Here is a 24194-nt window from a genome sequence, read left to right as displayed (position 1 = left end):
GCCGTCTGGTTAGCCTGGATCAGTCAACCTTGACCCAATCGGCAACGAGGCGGTTGTCGGCACGGTGGATGACCGTGACGTTCTTGCGCATGGCCCAGGGGATGACCTGGTCGTGCAGCGGGATATGCCCGAAGTCCTTGGCGTGCCCTTCCAGCACGGTGATGATGTCGGCGTCGCGCTTCTTCTCATCGGTCTCGGTCTTGATCCGATCGATGATGACGTCGAGTTCCTTGTTGCTGTAGTTGCCCAGGTTGTACATGCCGTCGGCGCCCTCACCCTTGGTGCGGATCAGGTTCTGCAGCGTGTACATGGCGTCGAACGTGGGCACGCCCCAGCCGAACAGATAGGCGCTGGTGTCGAACGACTGCACCTTCGGGAAGTACGTGGAGCGCGGCATGGCGTTCATGGTGGCCTTGACGCCGACCTTGGCCCACATGCCGACGACGGCCTGACAGATGGCTTCGTCGTTGATGTAGCGGTTGTTCGGGCAGTCCAGCGTGAAGTTCAGCGTGCCGTCGTAGCCGGCTTCCTTGAGCAGGGCGCGGGCCTTTTCGGGGTCGTAGGGCACGCGCTTGTGCACGGACTCGGCCCAGCCATGCACCTGCGGCGCGATCATCGTGCCGGTGGGCGCCGACAGGCCGCGCATCACGGCGCGCTTGATGGCGTCCACGTCGATGGCGCGGTACAGCGCTTCGCGCACGCGCACGTCCTGGAACGGGTTCTTGCCCTTGATGTTGGAGTACTGCAGTTCCGGACGCTTCTGGTCCAGGCCAAGGTAGATGGTGCGGTATTCGTTGCCCTCGACGACCTTCTGCGACTGGCGCAGGCGGTCCAGGTCTTGCGCGGCCGGATCCAGCACGAAGTCGATCTCGCCGGACAACAGCGCGGCGGTGCGCGTGGCGTTCTGCTTGATCGGCGTGAAGACGACTTCGGTCACGTTGCCGACCTTGCCGGCCTTGTTCCACCAGTCCTTGTTTTCCTCGAAGACCGTGCGCACGTCGACTTCGCGGCTCTTGAGCTTGTAGGGACCGGTGCCGTTGGTGTTGCGCGCGCCGTAGGTTTCTTCCTTGTTGACGAAGTCCTGCGGCTTGGCGATGTTGTTCTTTTCGGACCAGGCCTTGTTCATGATGAACACGTTGGTCAGCTGGCGCAGCAGCACGGGGTTGGGCGCCGAGGTTTCGATCTCGACGGTCAGGTCGTCGATCTTGCGCGCTTCCTTGATGCCGGTGGTGTAGGCCTTGTAGTTCGACGTGGGCGCCATGGCGCGGTGGATCGAGAACACCACGTCGTCCGCCGTGAACGCGGCGCCGTCATGGAACTTGACGTTGGGGCGCAGCTTGAAGCGGTACAGCGTGGGCGACACCTGCTCCCATTCGGTGGCCAGGCGCGGCGATACCTTGAAGGACTTGTCGTAGTCGACCAGCGGCTCGTAGATGTAGCTGTTGGCGGCGATCGTCATGCCTTCGTTCTGCGAGTGCGGATCGAACGTGAGGATGTCGCCCTGGGCGGCCCAGCGGAAGGTCTTGGCTTGCCCGATCGAGGGCACTGCCACGGCGGCGGCGATCGCGATAGCAATCAAAGTGCGGCGCATAAGTGTCAACTCCTGACAGTAGTCTGAATACCGGCGCGAGTGTGCCTACCCACGAGACCCGCGTCAATTCAGGGTTTGCGCGTACCGGCGATCGTTTTCTCTGGGGAACGACAACCGGGGACGCATAAGCGTGTAACAAAAAAATCGGACCAAACGACGTTCGAGTGCGCGCTTGCAACGGACGGACCTATTCGTCCGGGTCGATGGGCAGTTCCAGGGGCACGTGTTCGGTCATCAGCACGTCCAGCATGTCGATCAGCAACGCGGCCTTTTCTTCGCCGAAGGGCGCCAGCACCGCCTTCTGGTGTTGCAAAGCCTGATCGCACAGGCCGCCGATGAGGTTGGAGCCCTTGGCCGTGATGCAAACCCGCGTCTGGCGGCGGTCGGCACGGACGCCGGTGCGGGCCACCAGACCGTCGGCCTCCATGCGCTGCACGACCTTGCTGAGCGTGGGCTGCTTGGTGATGGCCAGCACGGCCAGGCTGCCGATGGTTTCGCCGGCGCTGCCTTGCAAGCTGGCGAGCACGCGCCATTCGGTTACGGACAGGCCGGCGGCTTTGACCTGTTGATGGAATTCCGCCGAGATGCGCTGACTGGCCTGCGCAAGCAGATAGGCCAGGTAGCCGTCGACGAACCGCGGGCCCGTTGCGGCGGCGCGCGTGCCGCGTGGCTTATCTGCCTGCATGTTGGTTTGCTCCCACGCACCCATTTCGAAGGCCTGCCCCGTTGCCGAAAAGCGCATTGCACCACGACGGCGCAGCCGTGCGCCATGATGTACCGCAATGCTGTTGCGCAGCACAGGGTATACCCCAAATCGCAACCCGTTTTTGCACCATTGCAGCGCCCTCATTCCGTCAAAAACCTAGAGAACAACCAGTATATACACCCTTGTTTTTGCGTGATATTTTTTAATTTCCATGAAATTTCATCTTTTTTATTGACAGCTAAAACGTTGACTCCTAAAGTATTTTTCAGGCGATGTTTTCGTGGCAAGACGATGCTGCACGGCAGCACGGATTAAGGATCCCGACGGGGTCCGCGAAAGGGATCCAAGATGGCGGAAAGGTCTTTCAAGAAAGAAGTCCAGCAACTGCGCATCGGCGCGGGCGAGGAATTTCGCGGCGAAGGGATTCTTGCCGTCACGAAGGCGCTGCTGCAATCCGGCGTGGGTTACGTGGCCGGCTATCAGGGCTCGCCGATCTCGCATCTGATGGACGTGCTGGCCGACGCCAACGACATCCTGCAGGAACTGGGCGTGCACTTCGAGGCGAGCGCCTCGGAAGCCACCGCCGCGGCCACGCTGGCCGCTTCCGTCATGTACCCCATCCGTGGCGCCGTGACGTGGAAATCCACGGTGGGCACCAACGTCGCCTCCGACGCGCTGGCCAACCTGGCCTCGGGCGGCGTCACGGGCGGCGCGCTGGTCATCGTGGGCGAAGACTACGGCGAAGGCTCGTCGATCATGCAGGAACGCTCGCACGCGTTCGCCATGAAGTCGCAGATCTGGCTGCTGGACCCGCGTCCTAATCTGGAAAGCATGGTCAAGGCGGTGGAAGACGGCTTTGCGCTGTCGGAAGCCAGCAAGACACCCGTGATGCTGCAATTGCGCATCCGCGGCTGTCATGTGCATGGCCGCTTCATCGCCAAGGAAAACAAGCGCCCGGCGTTCAGCCTGGCCGAGGCGCTGGAAAGCCCGGCGCGCGACACCAGCCGCATCGTGCTGCCGCCGGCCTCGTTCCTGCACGAGCAGGAAAAGATCAAGGAGCGCTGGCCGGCCGCCATCCGCTACATCAAGGAAAACCAGCTCAACGAGCACTTTGACGGCGACCAGGATGACATCGGCCTGATCCTGCAGGGCGGCCTGTACAACGGCGTGATCCGCGCGCTGCAGTTGCTGGGCCTGGCCGACAACTTCGGCAACAGCCGCATCCCGCTGTACGTGATGAACGTGACCTACCCCGTCATCGAGGACGAGGTCATCGACTTCTGCCGCGGCAAGCGCGCCGTGCTGCTGCTGGAAGAAGGCCAGCCGGACTACATCGAGCAGAACCTGCACGCGGTGCTGCGCCGAGCCGGTGTGAGCACGCAGTTGTCCGGCAAGGACGTGCTGCCGATGGCGGGCGAATACACGACCCAGGTCATGCGCGATGGCCTGCGGGAATTCCTCAAGCGCAACCGGCCGGAATCGCTGCAGACGCATCCGGCGGTAGCGGTGGATGCGCAGGCAGAAGTGCAGCCCGAGCCCCAGCTCACCATCACCGAAGTCTCGCGGCCCAAGCCGCCGCGCCCCGCCGAACAGCCCATCACCTTCCACAAGCAAGTCGAAGGCCTGGCGGCCGTTGTGCCGCCGCGGCCCGCGGGCTTCTGTACGGGCTGTCCGGAGCGGCCCATCTTTTCCGCGCTGACGCTGGCGCAGGAAACGCTGGGCCAGCACCACATTTCGTGCGACATCGGCTGCCATCTCTTTTCCATCCTGCCGCCCTTCAACCTGGGCGCCACGACGATGGGCTACGGCCTGGGCGCTTCCAGCGCGGCCGCCTTCAACGTGCCGGCCGCCAAGCGGCCCATCTCGATCATGGGCGACGGCGGCTTCTGGCATAACGGGCTGGCGTCGGGCATCGGCAACGCGGTGTTCAACAAGTACGACGGCGTCATCGTCATCGTGGACAACTTCTACGCGTCGGCTACCGGCGGACAGGACATCCTGTCCTCGCGCGCCGACAACCCCGATCGCTCGACCAACAACCCGATCGACCAGGCCGTGCGCGGCGTGGGCGTGAAGTGGGTGCGCACGCTGGGCCGGACCTACGACGTGGCCAAGGTGCGCGCCACCATCGAAGAGGCGCTGACCACCGACATCAAGGGTCCGAAGGTCATCATCGCGCAGTCCGAATGCATGCTGAACAAGCAGCGGCGCGTAAAGCCCCTGTTCAACAAGGCGGTCAAGGAAGGCAAGCGGGTCGTGAAGGAACGCTTTGGCGTGGATCCGGATGTCTGTACTGGCGACCACGCCTGTATCCGGCTGTCCGGGTGTCCGTCATTGACGGTCAAGGACAGCGGCGATCCGCTCAAGGAAGACCCGGTTGCGCACGTGGAAAGCAGCTGCGTGGGCTGCGGCAACTGTGGCGAGGTCGCGCACGCGGCCGTGCTGTGTCCGTCGTTCTACCGTGCCGACATCATCCACAACCCGACCGGCGCCGACCGCTTCCTGGCGCGCATGCGCGGCGCGGTGATCGGCTTCCTGCAACGGCGCCGCGCGGCGCGTCTGGCGCAAAGCGCGCTTTGAGGAACCCAGCAACATGAACGCGGCGGTGATGCAGCAAGGCAACCCCATCAAGATCGCGATCCTGGCCATGGGCGGCCAGGGCGGCGGCGTGCTGGCCGACTGGATCGTCGACATGGCCGAACACGCCGGCTGGTGGGCGCAGACCACCTCGGTGCCCGGCGTGGCGCAGCGCACGGGCGCCACGATCTACTACCTGGAACTGCTGCCCGAGGCCGATGTGCAGCGCGCCGGCCGCCAACCCGCGCTGGCGCTGATGCCCACGCCGGGCGACGTGGACCTGGTGGTGGCGGCCGAACTGATGGAAGGCGGCCGGGCCATCCAGCGCGGCCTCGTGACGCCGGACCGCACGGTCCTGATCGCGTCGTCGCACCGCAGTTTTGCGGTCAGCGAGAAGTCCGCGCCCGGCAACGGCATCGCCGATCCCAACAAGGTGCTGGAAGCGGGCCGCACGGCGGCCCAGCGTTTCCTGTGTTTTGATCTGCAGGACCTGGCCGACCGCGCCGGCAGCGTCATCAGCGCCAGCCTGTTTGGCGCGGTGGCCGGCAGCGGCGCCCTGCCCTTCACCCGTGACGACTTCGAGGCCACCGTGCGCCGCGCGGGCCTGGGCGTGGACGCCAGCCTGCGCGCCTTTGCGCTGGGTTTCGAGTCGGCCAACTCGGCGCCCGGGCAGCCTGCCGCCATCGACCTGACGCGCCCCGTTCCGGACGTACCCGAGCGCGCCGCCAGCCCGCGCGCGCAGGCCTTGCTGGACGCCATCCGGCGCGATTTCCCCGCCTGTGCCCAGCCCATGCTGACCGCCGGCGTGCGCCGCCAGATCGAATTCCAGGATCTGCCCTACGCCGAAGACTACTTGCGCCGCATGAAGGCCATCCGCGACCTGGATGCGCAGCACGGCGGCGACGCGCACCAATGGGCGCTGACCTGCGCCGCGGCGCGTTACGTGACCACCGCCATGGCCTACGACGACGTGATCCGCGTGGCGGACCTGAAGACCCGCGGCACGCGCTTTGACCGCGTGCGCACGGAAGTCGGCGCGCGTGCCGACCAGCTCGTCGACACGACCGAATTCATGCATCCCCGGCTGGAAGAAATCTGCGGCACGCTGCCGGTGCGGCTGGGCCGCTGGCTGGAAAACTCCAAGGCCTTCGGCGGCTTCGTCGAACGCCGGCTCGGCAAGGGCCGCCGCCTGCGCAGCGGCACGCTGGGCGGATTCCTGATGCTGTACACACTGGCCGGCATGCGGCGCTTCCGCCGCAGCACGCTGCGCCATCAGATCGAAACCGAATCGCTGGAATCGTGGCTGGCGCTGGTGGCGCGGCTGGCCCCGCGCGACTACGCATTGGCCGTCGAAACCGTCAACTGCCGCCGCCTGGTCAAGGGCTACAGCGACACCCATGTGCGCGGCGGCGGCAAGTACCGGCAGCTCATCGCGGCCGCCGACCAGCTGGTTGGCCGCCCCGATGCCGCCGACGCGCTGCGCGCGTTGCGCGACACGGCGCTCGCCAACGTGAAGTGCGAGCCCATGGAACGCCAGATCGCGGAAAAACTGGCCGCCTGAGGCCGCCACCAGAAAGAGACAGACATCGTGCAGACACTCAAACTGATCGTCCGGGAAGTCCGGCAGGAATCACCGCTGATCCGCTCGTTCCGGCTGGCGCGCGAAGACGGCGGCACGTTGCCCGCGTTTGGCCCCGGCGCGCACCTGAAGGTGACGGTGCCGGGCCTGCGCGATCCGCGCTGCTATTCGCTGGTGCAGTTGGCGCCCGAAGCCGGCCGCTTTGCCGAGCCGGCGGAATATCGCCTGGGCGTGCGGCTGGAAGACCCCAGTCAGGGCGGATCGCGCCACATGCACGCGCTGGCCGAGGGCGACGTCCTGACCGTGGAAGGCCCCAAAAACGACTTTCCGCTGCATGAATCCCCCGCGGGCGATGAGCCGGTCGTGCTGATCGCAGGCGGCATCGGCATCACGCCCATCGCGTCCATGGCCGCCGCGCTCAAGTCCGCCGGCCGCGCCTTCCATCTGCACTACTGCGGCCGCAGCAAGGACCAGCTTGCCTTCCTGCCTGAACTGCAGGCGCTGGCGGGCGGCGACCTGACGCTGCACGCCGACGACGATCCGTCCTGCCGGTTCGATCTGCAGGCGCTGCTTGCCGCGTCCAACCCGCGCCAGCACCTGTATGTCTGTGGCCCGAAGGGCCTGATCGACGCCGTCATCCAGGGCGCGCACGCGCGCCACTGGCCCGACGCCCACATCCATTTCGAACTCTTCACCACGGCCGCCGCGCAGGCCGGCGACCAGGCCTTCGAGGTCGAACTGCGCCAGTCCGGCCGCGTGCTGACGATTCCCGCCGACAAGACCATCGTCGAGGTCATGGAAGACGAAGGCTGCGACCCGATGTACGACTGCAAGCGCGGCGAATGCGGCGTCTGCCAGGCCACCGTGCTGGAAGGCGAGCCCGATCACCGCGACTACTACCTGTCCGATACCGAGAAGGCCAGCGGCAAGATCATCCAGATCTGCATCTCGCGCGCCAAGTCCGCGCGCCTGGTGCTGGACCTGTAAGCCCGACGAGGAAGCCATCATGGCCAAATACCGCGACAATCCCGACGCCATCCGCGCGCTGCTCCGCGACACCGAGGTGCACAAGGACCTCTTCATCGACCAGGAACTGTTCGACCTGGAAATGGAGCGCCTGTACGCCAACACCTGGGTCTTCGTCGGCCACGACAGCCAGGTGCCCAACGCCGGCGACTACATCACCACCACCGTCGGCAACCAGCCCGTGGTGATGGTGCGCCACAGCGACAAGACGGTGCGCGTGCTGCACAACCGCTGCCCGCACAAGGGCACCATGGTCGCGGGCGAGGCCTGCGGCAACACGGGCAAGTTCTTTCGCTGTCCTTATCACGCCTGGACCTTCAAGACCGACGGCAGCCTGCTGTCGATCCCGCTGAAAAAGGGCTACGAGAATACCGGCCTGGAAAACTGCGAAGCCAGCCAGGGCATGGCCGCCGTCAAAGACGTGCGCAACCATCGCGGCTTCGTGTTCTGCCGCTTGAATCCCGAGGGCCAGTCGTTCGAGGAATTCTTCGGCGACTCGCTGTCCACGCTGGACAACATGGTGGACCGGTCGCCCGAAGGCCGCCTGGAAGTCGCGGGCGGCGTGCTGCGCTACATGCACCGCTGCAATTGGAAGATGCTGGTCGACAATCAGACCGACACCTGCCATCCGATGGTCGCGCACGAATCGTCGGCGGGCACGGCCGTCAAGGTCTGGGAACAGGCGCCCCAGGGCACACCCAAGCCGATGGCGGTGGAACTGTTCGCGCCGTTCATCTCGCCGTACGAGTTCTTCGAGAACATGGGGATCCGCGTCTGGGAAAACGGCCACGGGCATACGGGCGTGTCGGACTCGATCCACGCGTCGTACTCCGGCATTCCCGGCTACTGGGAGTCGATGGTCGAGGCTTACGGCGAGGACCGCGCCAAGCAGATCCTGGGCGACGTGCGCCACAACACCGTCTACTTCCCCAACATCATGGTCAAGGGTCCGATTCAGACGCTGCGGATCTTCAAGCCGATTGCCGCGGACCGCACGCTGGTGGAGTCCTGGACCTTCCGCCTGGTGGGCGCGCCGGACCTGCTGCTGGAACGCACCCTCATGTACAACCGGCTCATCAACGCGCCGACGTCCGTGGTCGGCCACGACGACCTGGAAATGTACGAACGCGCGCAGGACGGCCTGCATTCGCGTGCGCGGGACTGGGTGAACGTGGGACGGCTCTACGCGCCTGGCGAGCAGGACCAGAAGAACGTCGTCACCAATGGCACCAACGAATGGCAGATGCGCAACCAATATCGCGCATGGGGCCGCTACATGACCGGACCGGAGTCGGTATGAGCGCAAGCGACCGCGAGTTGATCAATTTTGTCTACGCCGAGGCGCGCCTGCTGGATGAGCTGCGCTTTGAGGACTGGCTGGACCTGTACACCGAGGACGGCTACTACTGGATGCCGCTGGCGCACGGCCAGACCGATGCGAAGCTGCATGCGTCGCTGATGTATGAAGACAAGCTGCTGCTGCGCGTACGTGTGGAGCGGCTGGCGGGCCAGCGCACGTTTTCGCAGCAGCCCAAGAGCCGCTGCCATCATCTGCTGCAGGCGCCCACGGTCGAACATGACCACCCGGAGGCCGCGCCATCCGAGGGGCGTCACGTCGTGCGCACCGCCTTCCATTACGTCGAGACGCGGCAGGACGCGCAGACGCTGTATGCGGGCTGGGCGACGCATCACCTGGTGGAGCAGGACGGCGCGCTGCGCATTCGCTTGAAACGCGTGGACCTCGTCAACTGCGACGCTGCGTTCGGCAACATCCAACTGTTCATGTAGGAGCGGACCGTGACCGCCACCGTCCACCAGGCATTTGCCGACACTGCGTCCCGCCACGGCGGCCAGCCGTTCCTGTGCATCCTGCCCGAAACCGCCGAGGCCTATGGCATCGCTGCGGGGGAACTGACCTACGCCGCAGCGGCCGACGTCATCGAGACGCTACGCGCCGCATATGCCGCCGCGGGCTACGGCCATGGACACCGCGCGGGGCTGCTGCTGGAGAACCGGCCCGCCTTCTTCCTGCACTGGTTCGCGCTGAACGCGCTGGGGGTGTCGGTCGTGCCGATCAACCCGGACCTGCGCGCCGCCGAACTGGAATACCTGGCTGGCCACTCCGAGATCGCGTTGGCGGTCGCCCTGCCCGGCCGCCACGCGGACCTGCTGGCCGCCGCGCAACGCGCGGGCCGCGAGCTGCGTGTGATGGGGCCGGACGATGCGCCGCCCGCCGCGCCGTTCCCGGCGCCATTGCAAGGCACGGCGCTGTCGGAACTGACCGAGTGCGCGCTGCTCTACACGTCCGGCACGACCGGCCGGCCGAAAGGCTGCATCCTGCCCAACCGCTATTTCCTGCACGCGGGCGGCTGGTACGCACGCATTGGCGGGCTTGCGGCGTTGCGGCCGGGACAGGAACGCATGCTGACGCCGCTGCCGCTGGTGCACATGAACGCCATGGCGTATTCGGCGATGGCGATGGTGCTGACGGGCGGCTGCCTGATTCCGCTGGACCGCTTCCACCCGCGCTCGTGGTGGGACAGCGTGCGCGAATCGCGCGCCACCGTGCTGCACTATCTGGGCGTCATGCCCGCCATTCTGATGAAGGCCGAGCCCACCCCGCAGGATCTGCAGCCCGCCATCCGCTTCGGCTTCGGCGCGGGCGTGGACCGCAAGCTGCATGCGCCCTTCGAGGCGCGCTTCGGCTTTCCGCTGCTGGAAGCCTGGGCCATGACCGAGACCGGCGCGGGCGCCGTCATCATCGCCAATCAGGAACCGCGCCACGTCGGCACCAGCAGCTTCGGCTGCGAGGAAGCTGACGTCGAGGTGCGCATTGTGACCGACGCGGGTGAACCGGCCGCCATTGGCGAGCCGGGCGAACTGCTGGTGCGCCATGCCGGGGAAGATCCGCGCTATGGCTTTTTTGCCGGCTACCTGAAGGACGAGGCCGCCACCAACGAAGCCTGGGAAGGCGGCTGGTTCCACACCGGCGACATCGTGCGCCGCGAGGCCGACGGCGCGCTGCGCTTCGTGGACCGCAAGAAGAACGTGATCCGCCGCAGCGGCGAGAACATCTCGGCCGTGGAAGTGGAGAGCGTGCTGATGCAGCATCCGCTGGTCAAGGCCGTGGCGGTGGCCGCCGTGCCGGATCCGGTGCGCGGCGACGAAGTGCTGGCGTGCGTGGTGCCCGAGGCCGCACCCGCCGACGCGGATGCGATGGCCGAGGCCGCGCGCAGCATCGTGCAATGGTCGCTGTCGCAGCTGGCCTACTACAAGGCGCCCGGCTATGTCGCGTTCGTGGACAGCCTGCCGCTCACCACCACCAACAAGATCCAGCGCGGCGAAATGAAGGCGCTGGCGCCCGGCCTGCCGGGCACGGCGCGCTGCGTGGACACCTGCCACCTGAAGAAGCGTCCGGCCGAAGGGGCCCACCGATGAGCCGCCTGGGCTACGACGGCGTGGTGGCGGCCCTGCCCGTCACGATTCCGTACGAACGCTATTCCACGCACGCCGCGCACTGGTGGCTGGGCCGCGCGCTGGGCGCGCTGATCCGGCAGTCCGGGTTGGCCAAGACCGACGTCGACGGCCTGTGCGTGTCCAGCTTCACGCTTGCTCCCGACACCGCGGTCGGTCTGGTCCAGCATCTGGGCATGACGCCGCGCTGGCTCGATCACATTCCGATGGGCGGCGCGAGCGGCGTGGCCGCGCTGCGCCGTGCGGCGCGCGCCGTGCAGGCGGGCGATGCCAACGTCGTGGCCTGCCTGGCCGGCGACACGAACCACGTGGACTCGTTCCGCAACACGGTCAGCCAGTTCTCGCGCTTTGCGCAGGACGCCGTCTACCCGTACGGCGCGGGCGGCCCGAACGCCAGCTTTGCCCTGCTGACCGCCAACTACATGCGCGAGACGGGCGCCACGCGCGAAGACTTCGGCAAGCTCTGCGTGGCCCAGCGCGACAACGCCCTGCGCTATCCGCACGCGCTGATGAAAAAGCCGCTGACGCTGGCGCAGTATCTGGACGCGCGCGTCATCACCGAGCCGATCCACCTGTTCGACTGCGTCATGCCGTGCGCCGGGGCCGACGCATTCCTGGTCATGAGCGAGGACCGCGCCCGCGCGCTGAAGCTTCCTTACGCGCGCATCCTGTCGACCATCGAGCGCCACAACGCCTGGATCGACGATCCGATCCAGACGCGGGGAGGCTGGACCATGGACGTGGACGAGCTGTACGGGCAAGCCAATGCCGCGCCGGCCGACATGGACTTCCTGCAGGCCTACGACGACTATCCCGTCATCAACCTGATGCAGATGGAAGATCTGGGCTTCTGCGAAAAAGGCGCCGCGCCGCAATTCGTGCGGGACAACAGCTTTACCGTGGACGGCAGCTTTCCGTTCAACACCAATGGCGGCCAGTTGTCGGTCGGCCAGGCCGGCGCGGCCGGCGGCTATCTGGGCATGGTCGAGGCGCTGCGCCAGTTGACCGGCACGGCCGGCGGCACGCAGGTCAGCGATGCGAAGCTGGGCATGGTGAGCGGCTTCGGCATGATCAATTACGACCGCGGGCTGTGCACGGCCGCGGCCATCCTGGCAAGGAGCGACGCATGACCGAGCCGCTGGCCAAGCCGCCTCGCAAGAATCCTGTCGCGCGCACCCGGCAGCCCACGCTGCCGCCGGGCTCGCGCAGCCGCAGCGCGCTGGGGCTGACCGCTGCCGCCGCCGAAGGGCGTTTCGATCTGCAGACCTGCGCCGAGTGCGGCACCGTGCAGTACCCGCCGCGCGAGGTCTGCGGCCATTGCCTGTCGGAACACCTGCCGTGGCGGCCCGCCGATCCGAACGGCGTGCTGCTGGTCAGCACCACGCTGCATCACAGCAACGACCTGTATTTCCGCGAACGCCTGCCCTGGCGCGTGGGCACGGTGCGGATGGACGCCGGTCCGTCCGTCGTGGCGCACGTCCACCAGGATTGCGCCGATGGCGCGCGTGTGCGCCTCGCCTTGAAACTGGACCGCAGCGGCCAGGCCGTGATGATCGCCCTGCCCGAAAGGAATACGCCGAACATGGAAGACGACAAGACACTGCGCGAGACCTCGTGCGATCCGAAATTCCGCCGCGTGCTGGTCACGGACGGCAAGTCGGCCGTCGGTCAGGCCGTGGCGCGCGCGCTGCTTGACGCGGGCAGCCCGATGATCTTTCTGGGCGATCCGCAGGCCTGGAAGCGCGACGCCGCGTTTGACGCGCTGGCGGCCGATCCGCGCGTGCAGGCGGTGACGCTGGACGTGACCGACACCGATTCCGTCGAACGCGTGGCAGCTTCCATCGGCGGCAAGGTCGAGATCCTGGTGAACACGGCGGACCTGGAGCGCGAAGGCGGACTGCTTAGCCGCAAGGACGTGAACACCGCGCGCGACGCGATGGACGTCAACGTACTGGGCCTGATGCGGCTGGCGCAGAGCTTCGGCCCCGCGCTGTGCGGCCGCGCCGCCGACGGCGTGAACAACGCCGCCGCGTGGGTCAACGTACTGTCGATCTACGCGCACATGAACTTGCCATCGCGCGGCATGTGGTCCGCGTCCAAGGCCGCCGCGCTATCGCTGGCGCAATGCCTGCGTGCCGAAATGCGTGGCGCGGGCGTGCGGGTGGTGAACGTGTTTCCCGGCCCGGTCGATCACGAATGGGAACAGCGCACGCCGCCGCCGCGCGTGGCGCCGGCTGCGATCGCCGCCGCGATTGTGCGCGCGTTGAAGGACGGTATCGAAGACGTGTACGTGGGCGACGTTGCGCAGGAATTCCGCGCGCGGCTGGCCGAGAACCCGAAGGGACTGGAACGGGAGCTGGGCGCGGGCGGCTGACCGCCTGCCCCGCGCGTCGTCCCCCAACAAGCACCAACAGGAGAGCACCGTGAGTCAACCCATTCTTGCCCAATTCATGACCGAGCTGGTCTCTGGCCGCATCCGCCTGGTGGACCTGACCGAGACGCTGACGCCGGAGTTTCCCACCATCGTGCTGCCACCGGAATTCGGCCAGGCGTGGCCGTTCCGGATCGAGGAAATCTCGCGCTATGACGAGCGCGGGCCGGCCTGGTACTGGAACAACTTCTCGTGCTCGGAACACACCGGAACGCACTTCGACGCCCCCGCGCACTGGGTCACGGGCAAGGACCAGCCGGACAACACGGTGGACACGATTCCCATCGACGCCTTCATCGCCAGCGCCTGCGTGATCGACTGTTCCGCCGAAGCGGCCGGCAATCCGGACTTTTTGCTGACCATCGACTTCGTCAAGAAATGGGAAGAACAGCACGGCCGCATCCCCGCAAGGTCGTGGGTGCTGATGCGCACCGACTGGTCCAAGCGCGCCAAACCCGCCGACTACCTGAACATGCAGGCTGACGGCGCGCATTCTCCCGGGCCGGATGCCGAGGTCGTGCCCTGGCTCATCAAGGAGCGCGACGTGCACGGGTTCGGCACCGAGTCGGTGGGCACGGACGCGGGACAAGCCCAGCACCTGGATCCGCCCTACCCCTGCCACTACTACATGCACGGCAACAACCGCTACGGCCTGCAGTGCCTGACCAACCTGGACCAGCTGCCGGCCACCGGCGCGGTGATCTTCTCGGCGCCGCTCAAGATCCGCAGCGGCTCGGGCAGTCCGCTGCGCGTGCTGGCGCTGGCGCCCACGGCCTGATCGCGGCCGGACCATACCAATAAATCAAGGGGGAACCATGACGCAAACCCATGTGGCCATCGTGACCGGCGGCAGCGCCGGCATCGGGGCGGAAATCTGCCGCAGCATGCTGGACGCGGGCTACGAGGTGATCTCGATGGCGCGCCGCGCCGCGGACTTCTCGCATCCGCGCCTGCACAACGTGCAGGTCGACCTGCTGGACGCCACCGCGACCGCGCAGGCGGGCGCCGAAGCCGCCGCCCAATTTCCGATCAGCCACGTTATCCACAACGCCGGCGTGATCTGGCCGAATCTGCTGCCGCAGGTCACGCAGGAAGAGCTCCATGGTCTGACGCAGATCCATCTGGGCGCCGCCATCAGCCTGGTGCAGGCCGCCCTGCCGGGCATGCAGGAACGCAAGTTCGGCCGCATCGTGATGATGTCGTCGCGCGGCGCGCTGGGCCTGCCCACGCGCACCGCCTATTCGGCCACCAAGGCCGGCATGGTGGGCATGGCCCGCACCTGGTCGCTGGAACTGGCGCCATACGGCATCACCGTCAACGTGGTGGCGCCCGGCCCGATCCAGACCGACATGTTCTACGAGGTGATCGAGGCCGGCAGCGAACGCGAACGCCAGCTTGCCGAGGGCATTCCGGTCAAGCGCCTGGGCCGTTCGGACGACGTGGCGCGCGCCGTCATGTTCTTCGCGGATCCCGCCAACAGCTTCGTCACCGGCCAGACGCTGTTCGTCTGCGGCGGCGCCAGCGTCAGCTCCATCACCATCTGACCGCCCCGCGCTTCGGGTTTTGACGGATAGGTAAGCACCGGGACCCGGGTCTACAGTGCTGATCCTTGAACGTAAGAAAGTTTAAGCAACAAGTATTCCCGCAGTTCCCGTTTTCTCCGCTTTCCAGCCGCACTCCCACTCTGCTCCCTACCCCGGAGGTTTTGCCATGCTGTCGAAGAAACTCCCCCTGGCCGCTGCCGCCGCCATCGCCACCCTGTTCGCCCTGCCCGCCCTGGCGCAAGTCAAGGTCGGCGTGGTCACCTCGTCCACCGGCCCCACCGCGCTGGTCGGGATTCCGCAGAAGAACACGGTGCCGCTGCTGCCCAAGAAGATCGGCGACCTGACCGTGGAATACATCTCGCTGGACGACGCCAGCGATTCCACGAACTCGGTCACGGCCTTCAAGAAGCTGATCTCGGAGCAGAACGTGGATGCGCTGATCGGGCCGTCGGGCTCGCCCAACGCCATGGGCGTGATCCAGTTCGCGGCCGAGGCCGGCGTGCCGATGCTGGCGCCGGTGGGCACCGCCGCGGTGGTGCTGCCGATGAACGACCAGAAGAAGTGGGTGTTCAAGACCACGCAGAACGACGACATCATCGCGCGCGCGCTGGTGGACCACATGGCCAAGACCGGCATCAAGACGGTCGGCTTCATCGGCCTGAACGATCCCTATGGCGAGAATTGGTACAAGGTGTTCTCGGGCCTGGCCGCGGAAAAGGGCATCAAGATCGCCGCCAACGAACGCTACCTGCGCTTTGACAGCTCGGTCACCGGCCAGGCGCTGAAGATCCTGGCCGCCAAGCCCGACGCCGTGCTGGTCGCCGCCCCCGGCGCCGCCAGCGTGCTGCCGCAGACGACGCTGTTCGATCAGGGCTACAAGGGCAAGTTCTACCAGACCCACGGCGCCGCGCTGCCCGACTTCCTGAAGCTGGGCGGCAAGAAGGTCGAAGGCACGGTGCTGGCCGCCAGCCTGATGCTGGTGCTGCCGGAAATGCCGGACAGCAACCCGTCCAAGAAGGTGGCCACCGAGTACATCGCCGCCTACGAAAAGCTCAACGGCTCCAAGCCCGCCACCTTCGGCGCCAACGTCTATGACGCCGGCCTGCTGCTGGAAAAGGCCGTGCCGATCGCCGAGAAGGCCGGCAAGCCGGGCACCAAGGAGTTCCGCAGCGCCCTGCGCGACGCGCTGGAGCAGACCAAAGAGCTGGTCGGCACGCAAGGCGTCTACAACATGAGCGCCGCCGACCACAGCGGCTTTGACGAACGCGGCCGCGAACTCATCACCGTCAAGGACGGCAACTGGACCCTGGTCAAGTAGGAGGGGTTCCCCCCGAGGCGCTGCGCGCTTCCCCCCAAGGGGGCATGCCAGCGGACCGGCGGAGCCCGGATCCGCGGCATCCCGATGGGACGCGCAGCGCCTGCTTGCTGGCGACGCCCGCGCCGCATGTGAGCGGGGGTGCCTGGCGTGCTTCTCTGTATCACCCGGAATTTCGCATGAATGCTCAGATTGCTCTGATACTCGGGCAGGACGGCATCACCAATGGCGCCATCTACGCGCTCCTGGCGTTGTCCATCCTGCTCGTCTTCACCGTCACCCGCGTCCTGTTCATCCCGCAGGGCGAGTTCGTCGCCTTTGGCGCGCTCACCATGGCCGCCATGCAGGCCGGCAAGCCCATCCTGCTGGTCTGGCTGCTGCTTGCGTTCGCGCTGGCCGAGGTCATCGCCGATCTGATGGCGCGCCGCAAGCGCCCCGCGCGCGGCCGCACCCACTGGCGCATGGCGGCCAAGGTGATCTATCCGCTGGCGCTGGCGCTGCTGCTGTACCGCCTGCCGCTCGCACAACTGCCGATGGCGGTGCAGGCGCTGCTGACATTGCTGTTGCTGGTGCCGATGGGACCGCAGCTCTATCGCCTGTTCTATCAGCCGATCGCGTCGGCCTCGACGCTGGTGCTGCTGATCGTATCCATCGCGGTCCACCTGGCGCTGGTCGGCCTGGGCCTGCTGGCGTTCGGCGCGGAAGGCGCGCGCACCGCGCCGTTCAGCGACGCCAGCATGACGCTCGGCCCGGTCAACGTGAACAGCCAGGCGCTGTGGGTGGTGGCGGTGTCGGTGGTGCTGATCGTCGTGCTGTACCAGTTCTTTGAACGCTCGATGTACGGCAAGGCGCTGCGCGCCGCGGCGTTCAACCGCATCGGCGCGCGCCTGATGGGCATCTCGCCCGTGTTCGCGGGCAAGGCCACGTTCTTTCTGGCGGCGCTGATCGGCACCGTGTCCGGCATTCTCATCGCGCCGATCACCACCATGTATTTCGATTCGGGCTTCATGGTCAGCCTGAAAGGCTTCGTCGGCGCCATCATCGGCGGGCTGGTGAGCTATCCGCTCGCCGCGGCGGGCGCCGTGCTGGTCGGGCTGATCGAAGCCTTCTCGTCGTTCTGGGCCAGCGCCTACAAGGAAATCATCGTGTTCACGCTGATCATCCCCGTGCTGCTCTGGCGTTCACTCAACAGCCATCACGTCGAGGAAGAAGACGAATGACCCCGCGCCACATCCTCCTCGCCTTCCTGGCCCTGCTGGCGCTCGGCCCCCTGGTGCTGCCGCCGTTCTACGTCACGCTGCTGAACTACATCGGCCTGTATGCGCTGGTGGCGCTGGGTCTGGTGCTGCTGACCGGCGTCGGCGGCCTGACCAGCTTCGGCCAGGCTGCCTTCGTGGGCGTGGGCGCCTACACGACCGCGCTGCTCACCACCCGCGCGGACACGCTGCCCTCGTGGCTCGGCTGGCTGGGCGCGTCGCCCTGGCTCACGCTGCTGGCCGGCCTGGCGCTGACGCTGGCGCTGGCCTATCTGCTGGGCGCGATCACGCTGAAGCTGTCCGGCCACTTCCTGCCGCTGGGCACCATCGCGTGGGGCCTGTCGCTGTACTTCGTCTTCGGCTCGGTCGAAGGGCTGGGCGGCCACACCGGCATCCCGGACATTCCGGCCATCAGCCTGTTCGGCTGGACGCTCAACCAGGGCGGCAACATCTACTACCTGATCTGGGCTTTCCTGCTGGTCGCCGTGTGGTCTACGCAGAACCTGCTGGACTCGCGCGAAGGCCGCGCCATCCGCGCGCTCAAGGGCGGGCGCGTAATGGCCGAATCCATGGGCGTGGACACGGCGCGCTCGCGCATGGTGATCTTCGTCATCGCGGCGCTGCAGGCCTGCGCGTCGGGGTGGCTGTACGCGCACATGCAGCGCTTCGTGAACCCCAACCCCTTCGGCCTGCAGATGGGCATCGAATACCTGTTCATGACCGTCATCGGCGGCGCCGGACAGGTGTGGGGCGCGCTGGTCGGCGCGGGCGTCTTCACGGTGCTCAAGCAATGGCTGCAGGACCTTCTGCCCAAGGTGCTGGGCCAGACCGGCAACTTCGAAGTGATCGTCTTCGGCTTCGGCATGGTGCTGCTGCTGCACCGCGCCCGCAGCGGCCTGTGGCCGGTGCTGACGCGCTGGGTGCCCGTCAAGCGCAAGCCGCGCCATGTCGACATGACGGCCGAACCGCTGCCCCGGCGCACCATGCCGCCGCGCGGCGAGGTGGTGCTGAAAGCCGTGGACGTGACGCGCAAGTTCGGCGGCCTGGTGGCCAACAACGCCATGAACCTGGAGATCCGCGCGGGCGAAGTGCTGGCGCTGATCGGCCCGAATGGCGCGGGCAAGAGCACGATGTTCAACCAGATCTCGGGCGTGGACACGCCGACGTCGGGACAGGTGACGCTGCTGGGCCAGCCAGTGGCCGGCGTGGGAGCGCGCAAGATTGCGCGCCTGGGCCTGTCGCGCACGTTCCAGCACGTGCGGCTGCTGGGCCGCATGAGCGTGCTGGAAAACGTGGCCATCGGCGCGCACCTGCGCGGGCATCGCGGCGTGCTGCCGGCCGCCTGGCGGCTGGACCGGCCCGAAGAGGCGCGCCTGCTGGCCGAAGCGGCGCGTCAGGTCGAGCGCGTGGGGCTGGGCAAGCATCTGCATGACGAGGCGGGCTCGCTGGCGCTGGGCCAGCAGCGCATCCTGGAGATCGCGCGCGCGCTGGCGTCCGACCCGTGCATCCTGCTGCTGGACGAACCCGCGGCCGGCCTGCGCTATCAAGAGAAATGCGAGCTGGCCGAACTGCTCAAGCGCCTGCGCGCCGAAGGCATGGCCATCCTGCTTGTCGAACACGACATGGATTTCGTGATGGGGCTGGTGGATCGCGTGGTGGTCATGGACTTCGGCGAAAAGATCGCCGAAGGGTTGCCGGCAGAGATCCAGCAGAATCCCGCGGTGCTTGAAGCGTATCTGGGCGGAGTGGAAGAATGAGCGCGAAACTGCTGCAAGTGCGCGACCTGCGCGTGGCCTACGACAAGGTCGAGGCGGTCTCCGGCGTCAGCCTGGAAGTGGGCGAAGGCCAGATCGTGACCGTGATCGGCCCCAACGGCGCGGGCAAGACCACGCTGCTGTCGGCCATCATGGGCGTGCTGCCGTCACAGGGCGGCATCACCTTCGGCGGCAAGGCGCAGGAACACGCCGAAATCGAGGAAATGGTCGCCGCGGGCATGAATCTGGTGCCCGAAAAGCGCGAGCTTTTCGCGGAAATGACGGTCGAGGACAACCTCATGCTGGGCGCCTTCGACCGCTATCGCCGTGGCCTGCGCGACCAGGACCAGACGCTGGCCGAGGTCTTTGAACTGTTTCCCCGGCTGCAGGAACGGCGCGCGCAATTGGCCGGCACGCTATCCGGCGGCGAGCGCCAGATGCTGGCCGTGGGCCGCGCACTGATGGCCAAACCCCGCCTGCTGATGCTGGACGAACCCAGCCTGGGGCTGGCGCCGCGCATCGTGCGCGAAGTGTTCCGCATCGTCGCGCGGCTGCGCGAGATGGGCGTGTCCATCCTCTTGATCGAACAGAACGCGCGCGCCGCGCTGCAGGTGGCCGATTACGCCTATGTGCTGGAAACCGGAACGGTCACGCTGGAAGGTCCGGCGGCCGAGGTGGCGCAGGATCCGCGCGTCGTGGAGGTCTATCTGGGACTGGGGCACGGCGCGCCTGCGTGACGCAGGCTGCCGGGTCGGCCGGCTGGGTCAGGCCACGCCGCGACGCCGATCGCGGCGGTACAGCGCATATCCCAGCGGGTACATGACGGCCACGAGAAACGTCGCGACCGGATGGGTCAGCCGGTAGGCCTGCACTGCCGTCGGCACGCCCGAATGCTTCAGGTGCAGGCGAAAACGCGTGTAGCGCGCCGCCGCCATCATGAATTCACGTGGACGGTAGCGGAAGAATTCCAGGTGATGCTGCAGCATGTCCCAGGCCAGCAGGTACAGGCCCTGGGCGTTGTTGCTGACGGACACCGCGCCCTGGCTCAGGCCACCGGGCGTGTCGTGATAGGTGCGCACCACGCGGTTGATGAAGCGGCTGAGATACCCGGCACGCGCCACCGCCCACCACACCAGACTTTCGGGCACGAAGCCCGCCACGTCCTCGGGAAACGGGTACTTGCGCAGGATGTCCGTGCGCATACAGCCGAATTTCTCGCCCTTGATGCGGTAGCGGAAATACACGTCGACGGCGGTGCTGTCGAACACGTCCTGCGGATAACGGTCGCCGACGATGGTGCCGTCGGGCCGCGCGCACAGCCCGGTAATGGCGAAATACGAGTCGCGGCGCGCGGGCGGAATCGCGTTCCAGGCCTCATGGAAAATGGCCAGCGCGTCCGGCGGCATTTCGTCGTCGCTATCCAGGCCCACGATCATCTGGCCGCGCGCCTCGCGCACGCCACGATTGAAGGCGGTCTTCTTGTGCTGATTGTTCTGCCAGACATAGCGGATCGGAAAATCCGCCAGCGATTGCCAATGCAGGATGGACTCGTGCGTGTTGTCGGTGGAGCCGTCGTCCACCACCACCCATTCAAAATCCCGGAAAGTCTGCTGGCAGAGCGATTCGTAGACGCGGTGCAGGGTTCCTGCCCGGTTGTAGGTCGGCGTCAGAACGGTGAAAAAAATCGGTGTATCGGTCATGCCTGCTGTGCCCCTTGCGATCTTCCAGAAACCGCTGCGGTCTTGGTTCTTATGATTTCGCCTGAAGTGTAGGGGATATGCCTCGGGGAACCGATTCCACGGCTTTGGAATTTGCAATCAAATCTGACAAACCGTGCGGTTTTTTTTGTTGCCGTGCGCGGCGCCGGACGTTGGCCGCAGGGCATCGTGGCGTAAACTCGGGCGGCCCAATTCGGAACGCCTATGGAAGCCTCGACCGTCCAGCTCAATGACATCGCCTTGTTCGTGGAGGTTGCCAAGCGCAAGAGCTTCAGCCAGGCCGCGCGCGCGCTGGACATGCCGACGTCGACGCTGTCGCGGCGGATCAACGAACTGGAACGCGCGATCGGGCTGCGGCTCATCAACCGCAACACGCGCCGGCTGGATCTGACCGACGCGGGCGCGGCCTACATGCGCCGGTGCCAAGGCCTCATCGATGAAGCCCGCCTGGCGCACGAGCAACTGCTGTCATTGTCAGGCGGCCCGTCGGGCAATCTGCGCGTCTCCATGCCGTACAGCCTGGCCATCTGGCTGCTGCCCGAGACCATCAGCGATTTCACCGATCGCTATCCCGAAGTGGAATGCGAGTTCGACCTGAGCATGATGACGGCCTCCGACGCACAGGGCACGCCGTTCGACATCGTGCTGCGGTTCGGCCGCGAAGCCGACTATCCGGGCGCCTCCGCCGACAACGGCAATGGCAACGGCACGCCGCATCGCGCCATCGAGGGCGCCGTGGTGCACGAGCTGGTTTCGCTGGAAACGCATCTGTACGCGTCCGACAGCTATATCGCACGTCATGGCGAGCCGCAGACGCCGGCCGATCTGTCGCAGCACCAGTGCCTGCGCACGACCATCGACGAAGCCCATTCGTACTGGACGCTGAATAACGGCGCGATTTCGCAGCGCGTGGCCGTGCACGGACATCTGGCCGCCAACAACATGAGCATCGCGGGCACGCTGGCCGGTCTGGACCTGGCCATCACGCGCATGCCGCATTGCCTGGCGCTGGAACCGATCATCCAGCGCAACTCGCTGCGGCGCGTGTTGCCCGGCTGGTCGGTGGATCCGATCTCGATCTATGTGGTTTTCCCTTCCAGCATCCAGCCGGCCAAGACCCGCGCGTTCATGGATTTCATCCGGCCCAAGCTCGGGGCCCCGCAAGCCTGACGAAAAAAAACCGCAGGGCTCGCGCCTTGCGGTTTTTCTTTGATCAGGCCGGGCGGGTCCGAAGACCTGCCGGCCGAACGCATCATTTAGACGCGCTTGATCTTTTCCAGCATCTTGAACACGCCCTTGGGCGACTTGACGAACAAGCGCTTGAAAGCCTTGCCCAGGCAACGGCGTTCCAGGGTGTTACGACGCACGCGTTTGCGTTCAGCCATGTTGATTCTCCTGTTGAATTTGCGGAAAGTGGCCCGCACAACCGGAAACCGGACTGGCGGAAAAAATTCGGATAACTTGGCATTTTAGCCTGAAATCCGAATCGGACGCCAATGGGCGGATTTCAAGGGCGCCAGCCGGGGCTTACGCACCGCCTGAAACAACCAGGGACAAATCGGCGGCGGATACGCCAAGGCGCCAACGCGCGGCGCAATATGGCCGGACCGCGTCCGTCTCACCCGCTGCACCGCCGCCCTGCCGCGCTCAGCCCGACGTTTCCTTCAGCCGTTCCCACACCTGCTCCGCCCGCGGCAGCGGATCGACCGCGCCGTAGCCCAGCGTGGACAGCGCCGCCGCGGCATTGGCATAACGCACGGCGTCTTCCCAGGCATCGCCCTGGCAACGCCGCGCCAGCAGGCTGCCGGCAAAGCAGTCGCCCGCGCCGGTCGCGTCCACGGCCTGCACCCGCAGCGCCGGCATCGCCGTGCGGCTGCGGCCGTCGTCGATGATGGAGCCGTCCTTGCCCAGTTTCAGCACCACCACGCCCGGCGCGCCGCCGTCGCGAATCCAGTCCAGCGTGCGCTCCGGGTCGTCGTTGCCGGTCAGGTGCTGCATGTCGTCCATGCTGGGCAGAAACACGTCCGCCGTCCGCATGGCTTCGCGCAGGATGGCGCGGGCGCGGTCCACGGGCCACAGGCGCAACCGCAGATTGGAATCCAGGCTGACCTGCGCGCCAGCGGCATGCGCGCGCTCGATGGCGGCGAAGACCGTATCGCAGGCGGTGGTGCTGATCGCCATGCTGATGCCCGATACGTGCAGGAAACGCGTGCGTTCGATCAGGCCCGCGTCCAGGCTGGCCGGCGTCATCAGGCTGGCGGCCGAGCCGCGCCGCAGATAGCTGAAAGCATGGCCGTCAGGTCCGTGCTGCACGAAGTACAGGCCGGTGTGCGCGTCATCGTCGACCTCTACGCCGGACGTGTCGACGCCCTCGTTCAGCCAGAGGTCCAGGAACTGCTTGCCGAAGGTGTCATTGCCGACCCGGGTCAGGTATGCGCAGCGCGCGCCCTGGCGGGCGGCTGCGATCACCGCATTGGAGGTGTCGCCGCCGAATCCCTGCAGGTATTGCCGCTGGCCGTCGTGCGTCTGGTTCAGCTCGACCAGCGGCTCGCCCAGCGCGACGATGTCGAAGTCAGCCATGAGCGGCCTCGCGGGTCCGGCTGATCTGCGCCACCAGCGCGGCGGTGTCGCGCGACGCGAAGGCGGCCTTGTCGTAGAGGTTGCTGCCGATGCCGACCAGGCCGGCGCCGGCCGCGAAATACGTACCCATGTTTTCCTGCGTGATGCCGCCCGTGGGGCAGAAGATCGTGTCCGGGTACACCGACTTCAGCGCGGCCAGGTGCTTGGGGCCGCCGGTGTCCGCCGGGAACACCTTCACCACGTCCACGCCGGCGCGGCGCGCGGCCAGGACTTCGCTCGGGGTGAACGCGCCCAGCATGCACAGCGCGTCGGCGGCGTGGGCCATATCCACGATCTCGTGCGCCAGCGCGGGCGACACCAGGAAGTCCGCGCCCGCCACCAGCGCCTCGCGCGCCTGCGACTCGTCCAGCACGGTGCCCACGCCCAGCAGCAGGCTGGCGCCGTGCTTGTCGCGCAGCGCGCGCACCAGATCTGTGACGTTCGGAATGGTCCAGGTCAGTTCCAGCGTGGTGCAGCCGGCCGACACCGCGACTTCGGCGGCATAGGCCGCGGCGGCCGCGTCGGTGTAGCGCAGGACGGGCACGACGCGGGCGGCCAACAGGGCGGCAAGCTTGGAGGCGGTGGGAGCAGCGGTTGCGGTCAT

The 24194-nt window shown here is 66.7% G+C and carries 21 protein-coding genes; 15 read left to right on the top strand and 6 right to left on the bottom strand.

The window, feature by feature from the left end:
- Nucleotides 1-19 precede the first annotated feature (19 nt).
- Both AB3147_RS05030 and AB3147_RS05025 read right to left on the bottom strand, forming a co-directional pair.
- On the bottom strand, nt 20-1591 hold the full coding sequence (locus AB3147_RS05030) for an ABC transporter substrate-binding protein (RefSeq protein WP_175138817.1): 1572 nt from the start codon (nt 1589-1591) through the stop codon (nt 20-22).
- A gap of 187 nt (nt 1592-1778) precedes the next feature.
- Nucleotides 1779-2276: a MarR family winged helix-turn-helix transcriptional regulator gene (locus tag AB3147_RS05025; RefSeq protein ID WP_056569521.1), complete on the bottom strand. Its 498-nt coding sequence runs from the start codon at nt 2274-2276 to the stop codon at nt 1779-1781.
- Nucleotides 2277-2645: 369 nt separating this feature from the next.
- Between AB3147_RS05025 and AB3147_RS05020 the strand changes: the two genes are divergently transcribed.
- The 14 genes from AB3147_RS05020 to AB3147_RS04955 all read left to right on the top strand — a co-directional run bounded on the left by AB3147_RS05020 (nt 2646) and on the right by AB3147_RS04955 (nt 19990).
- Entirely contained in the window at nt 2646-4877 is a 2232-nt protein-coding gene (locus AB3147_RS05020; protein WP_367351507.1) for a thiamine pyrophosphate-dependent enzyme, read from the top strand.
- 13 nt (nt 4878-4890) lie between these two features.
- On the top strand, nt 4891-6435 hold the full coding sequence (locus AB3147_RS05015; protein ID WP_367351506.1) for an indolepyruvate oxidoreductase subunit beta family protein: 1545 nt from the start codon (nt 4891-4893) through the stop codon (nt 6433-6435).
- 27 nt (nt 6436-6462) lie between these two features.
- Complete coding sequence (locus AB3147_RS05010; RefSeq protein WP_175123217.1) at nt 6463-7440, top strand: PDR/VanB family oxidoreductase; 978 nt, start codon at nt 6463-6465, stop codon at nt 7438-7440.
- Between the two features lie 19 nt (nt 7441-7459).
- Complete coding sequence (locus AB3147_RS05005) at nt 7460-8779, top strand: aromatic ring-hydroxylating dioxygenase subunit alpha (protein ID WP_367351505.1); 1320 nt, start codon at nt 7460-7462, stop codon at nt 8777-8779.
- Complete coding sequence (locus tag AB3147_RS05000) at nt 8776-9267, top strand: aromatic-ring-hydroxylating dioxygenase subunit beta (RefSeq protein WP_367351504.1); 492 nt, start codon at nt 8776-8778, stop codon at nt 9265-9267. Before AB3147_RS05005 ends, AB3147_RS05000 begins: the two co-directional genes overlap by 4 nt.
- Before the next feature lie 9 nt (nt 9268-9276).
- Nucleotides 9277-10917, top strand: coding sequence for an AMP-binding protein (locus AB3147_RS04995; protein WP_367351503.1), 1641 nt, complete (start codon nt 9277-9279; stop codon nt 10915-10917).
- A complete protein-coding gene (locus tag AB3147_RS04990) occupies nt 10914-12083 on the top strand; it encodes a thiolase family protein (RefSeq protein ID WP_218344928.1) in 1170 nt (389 codons plus the stop codon). The genes AB3147_RS04995 and AB3147_RS04990 overlap by 4 nt, the downstream gene beginning before the upstream one ends.
- Nucleotides 12080-13327, top strand: a complete 1248-nt coding sequence (locus tag AB3147_RS04985; protein ID WP_218344929.1) for an SDR family NAD(P)-dependent oxidoreductase — start codon at nt 12080-12082, stop codon at nt 13325-13327. The genes AB3147_RS04990 and AB3147_RS04985 overlap by 4 nt, the downstream gene beginning before the upstream one ends.
- A 49-nt stretch (nt 13328-13376) precedes the next feature.
- Entirely contained in the window at nt 13377-14162 is a 786-nt protein-coding gene (locus AB3147_RS04980; protein ID WP_152383539.1) for a cyclase family protein, read from the top strand.
- Nucleotides 14163-14199: 37 nt separating this feature from the next.
- Nucleotides 14200-14928 (top strand): SDR family NAD(P)-dependent oxidoreductase, encoded by a 729-nt coding sequence (locus tag AB3147_RS04975; RefSeq protein WP_175123223.1) that lies wholly within the window; start codon nt 14200-14202, stop codon nt 14926-14928.
- Nucleotides 14929-15094: 166 nt separating this feature from the next.
- Nucleotides 15095-16246, top strand: coding sequence for an ABC transporter substrate-binding protein (locus AB3147_RS04970; protein ID WP_175123224.1), 1152 nt, complete (start codon nt 15095-15097; stop codon nt 16244-16246).
- 176 nt (nt 16247-16422) lie between these two features.
- Nucleotides 16423-17463, top strand: a complete 1041-nt coding sequence (locus tag AB3147_RS04965) for a branched-chain amino acid ABC transporter permease (RefSeq protein WP_175184095.1) — start codon at nt 16423-16425, stop codon at nt 17461-17463.
- Entirely contained in the window at nt 17460-19256 is a 1797-nt protein-coding gene (locus AB3147_RS04960; RefSeq protein WP_291384050.1) for a branched-chain amino acid ABC transporter ATP-binding protein/permease, read from the top strand. The genes AB3147_RS04965 and AB3147_RS04960 overlap by 4 nt, the downstream gene beginning before the upstream one ends.
- Nucleotides 19253-19990, top strand: coding sequence for an ABC transporter ATP-binding protein (locus tag AB3147_RS04955; RefSeq protein ID WP_175138827.1), 738 nt, complete (start codon nt 19253-19255; stop codon nt 19988-19990). The genes AB3147_RS04960 and AB3147_RS04955 overlap by 4 nt, the downstream gene beginning before the upstream one ends.
- 27 nt (nt 19991-20017) lie before the next feature.
- On the opposite strand, the gene AB3147_RS04950 is transcribed toward AB3147_RS04955, so the two are convergent.
- A complete protein-coding gene (locus AB3147_RS04950) occupies nt 20018-20953 on the bottom strand; it encodes a glycosyltransferase family 2 protein (protein ID WP_175123228.1) in 936 nt (311 codons plus the stop codon).
- Between the two features lie 222 nt (nt 20954-21175).
- On the opposite strand from AB3147_RS04950, the gene AB3147_RS04945 reads away from it, so the two are divergent.
- Nucleotides 21176-22141 carry a LysR family transcriptional regulator gene (locus AB3147_RS04945; protein ID WP_175123229.1) on the top strand — a complete coding sequence of 322 codons (966 nt, stop codon included), beginning with the start codon at nt 21176-21178 and terminating at the stop codon, nt 22139-22141.
- 86 nt (nt 22142-22227) lie between these two features.
- On the opposite strand, the gene AB3147_RS04940 is transcribed toward AB3147_RS04945, so the two are convergent.
- From AB3147_RS04940 to AB3147_RS04930, 3 genes are all read right to left on the bottom strand, one after another.
- Nucleotides 22228-22356 (bottom strand): hypothetical protein, encoded by a 129-nt coding sequence (locus AB3147_RS04940; protein ID WP_006226408.1) that lies wholly within the window; start codon nt 22354-22356, stop codon nt 22228-22230.
- A gap of 262 nt (nt 22357-22618) precedes the next feature.
- Entirely contained in the window at nt 22619-23551 is a 933-nt protein-coding gene (locus tag AB3147_RS04935; RefSeq protein ID WP_367351502.1) for a sugar kinase, read from the bottom strand.
- A complete protein-coding gene (locus AB3147_RS04930; RefSeq protein WP_367351501.1) occupies nt 23544-24194 on the bottom strand; it encodes a bifunctional 4-hydroxy-2-oxoglutarate aldolase/2-dehydro-3-deoxy-phosphogluconate aldolase in 651 nt (216 codons plus the stop codon). Before AB3147_RS04930 ends, AB3147_RS04935 begins: the two co-directional genes overlap by 8 nt.

This window comes from Achromobacter animicus (assembly GCF_040775605.1).
Classification (GTDB): Bacteria; Pseudomonadota; Gammaproteobacteria; order Burkholderiales; family Burkholderiaceae_B; genus Achromobacter; species Achromobacter animicus.
The sequence above is the reverse complement of the archived record's forward strand: the minus strand, read 5'-3'. Positions and strand labels throughout refer to the sequence as shown.

Coding starts and splice junctions, on each gene's coding strand:
- AB3147_RS05030 (WP_175138817.1), bottom strand. CDS start 1,591: ATGCGCCGCACTTTGATTGCTATCGCGATCGCCGCCGCCGTGGCAGTG.
- AB3147_RS05025 (WP_056569521.1), bottom strand. CDS start 2,276: ATGCAGGCAGATAAGCCACGCGGCACGCGCGCCGCCGCAACGGGCCCG.
- AB3147_RS05020 (WP_367351507.1), top strand. CDS start 2,646: ATGGCGGAAAGGTCTTTCAAGAAAGAAGTCCAGCAACTGCGCATCGGC.
- AB3147_RS05015 (WP_367351506.1), top strand. CDS start 4,891: ATGAACGCGGCGGTGATGCAGCAAGGCAACCCCATCAAGATCGCGATC.
- AB3147_RS05005 (WP_367351505.1), top strand. CDS start 7,460: ATGGCCAAATACCGCGACAATCCCGACGCCATCCGCGCGCTGCTCCGC.
- AB3147_RS05000 (WP_367351504.1), top strand. CDS start 8,776: ATGAGCGCAAGCGACCGCGAGTTGATCAATTTTGTCTACGCCGAGGCG.
- AB3147_RS04990 (WP_218344928.1), top strand. CDS start 10,914: ATGAGCCGCCTGGGCTACGACGGCGTGGTGGCGGCCCTGCCCGTCACG.
- AB3147_RS04985 (WP_218344929.1), top strand. CDS start 12,080: ATGACCGAGCCGCTGGCCAAGCCGCCTCGCAAGAATCCTGTCGCGCGC.
- AB3147_RS04975 (WP_175123223.1), top strand. CDS start 14,200: ATGACGCAAACCCATGTGGCCATCGTGACCGGCGGCAGCGCCGGCATC.
- AB3147_RS04970 (WP_175123224.1), top strand. CDS start 15,095: ATGCTGTCGAAGAAACTCCCCCTGGCCGCTGCCGCCGCCATCGCCACC.
- AB3147_RS04965 (WP_175184095.1), top strand. CDS start 16,423: ATGAATGCTCAGATTGCTCTGATACTCGGGCAGGACGGCATCACCAAT.
- AB3147_RS04960 (WP_291384050.1), top strand. CDS start 17,460: ATGACCCCGCGCCACATCCTCCTCGCCTTCCTGGCCCTGCTGGCGCTC.
- AB3147_RS04955 (WP_175138827.1), top strand. CDS start 19,253: ATGAGCGCGAAACTGCTGCAAGTGCGCGACCTGCGCGTGGCCTACGAC.
- AB3147_RS04950 (WP_175123228.1), bottom strand. CDS start 20,953: ATGACCGATACACCGATTTTTTTCACCGTTCTGACGCCGACCTACAAC.
- AB3147_RS04945 (WP_175123229.1), top strand. CDS start 21,176: ATGGAAGCCTCGACCGTCCAGCTCAATGACATCGCCTTGTTCGTGGAG.
- AB3147_RS04940 (WP_006226408.1), bottom strand. CDS start 22,356: ATGGCTGAACGCAAACGCGTGCGTCGTAACACCCTGGAACGCCGTTGC.
- AB3147_RS04935 (WP_367351502.1), bottom strand. CDS start 23,551: ATGGCTGACTTCGACATCGTCGCGCTGGGCGAGCCGCTGGTCGAGCTG.
- AB3147_RS04930 (WP_367351501.1), bottom strand. CDS start 24,194: ATGACCGCAACCGCTGCTCCCACCGCCTCCAAGCTTGCCGCCCTGTTG.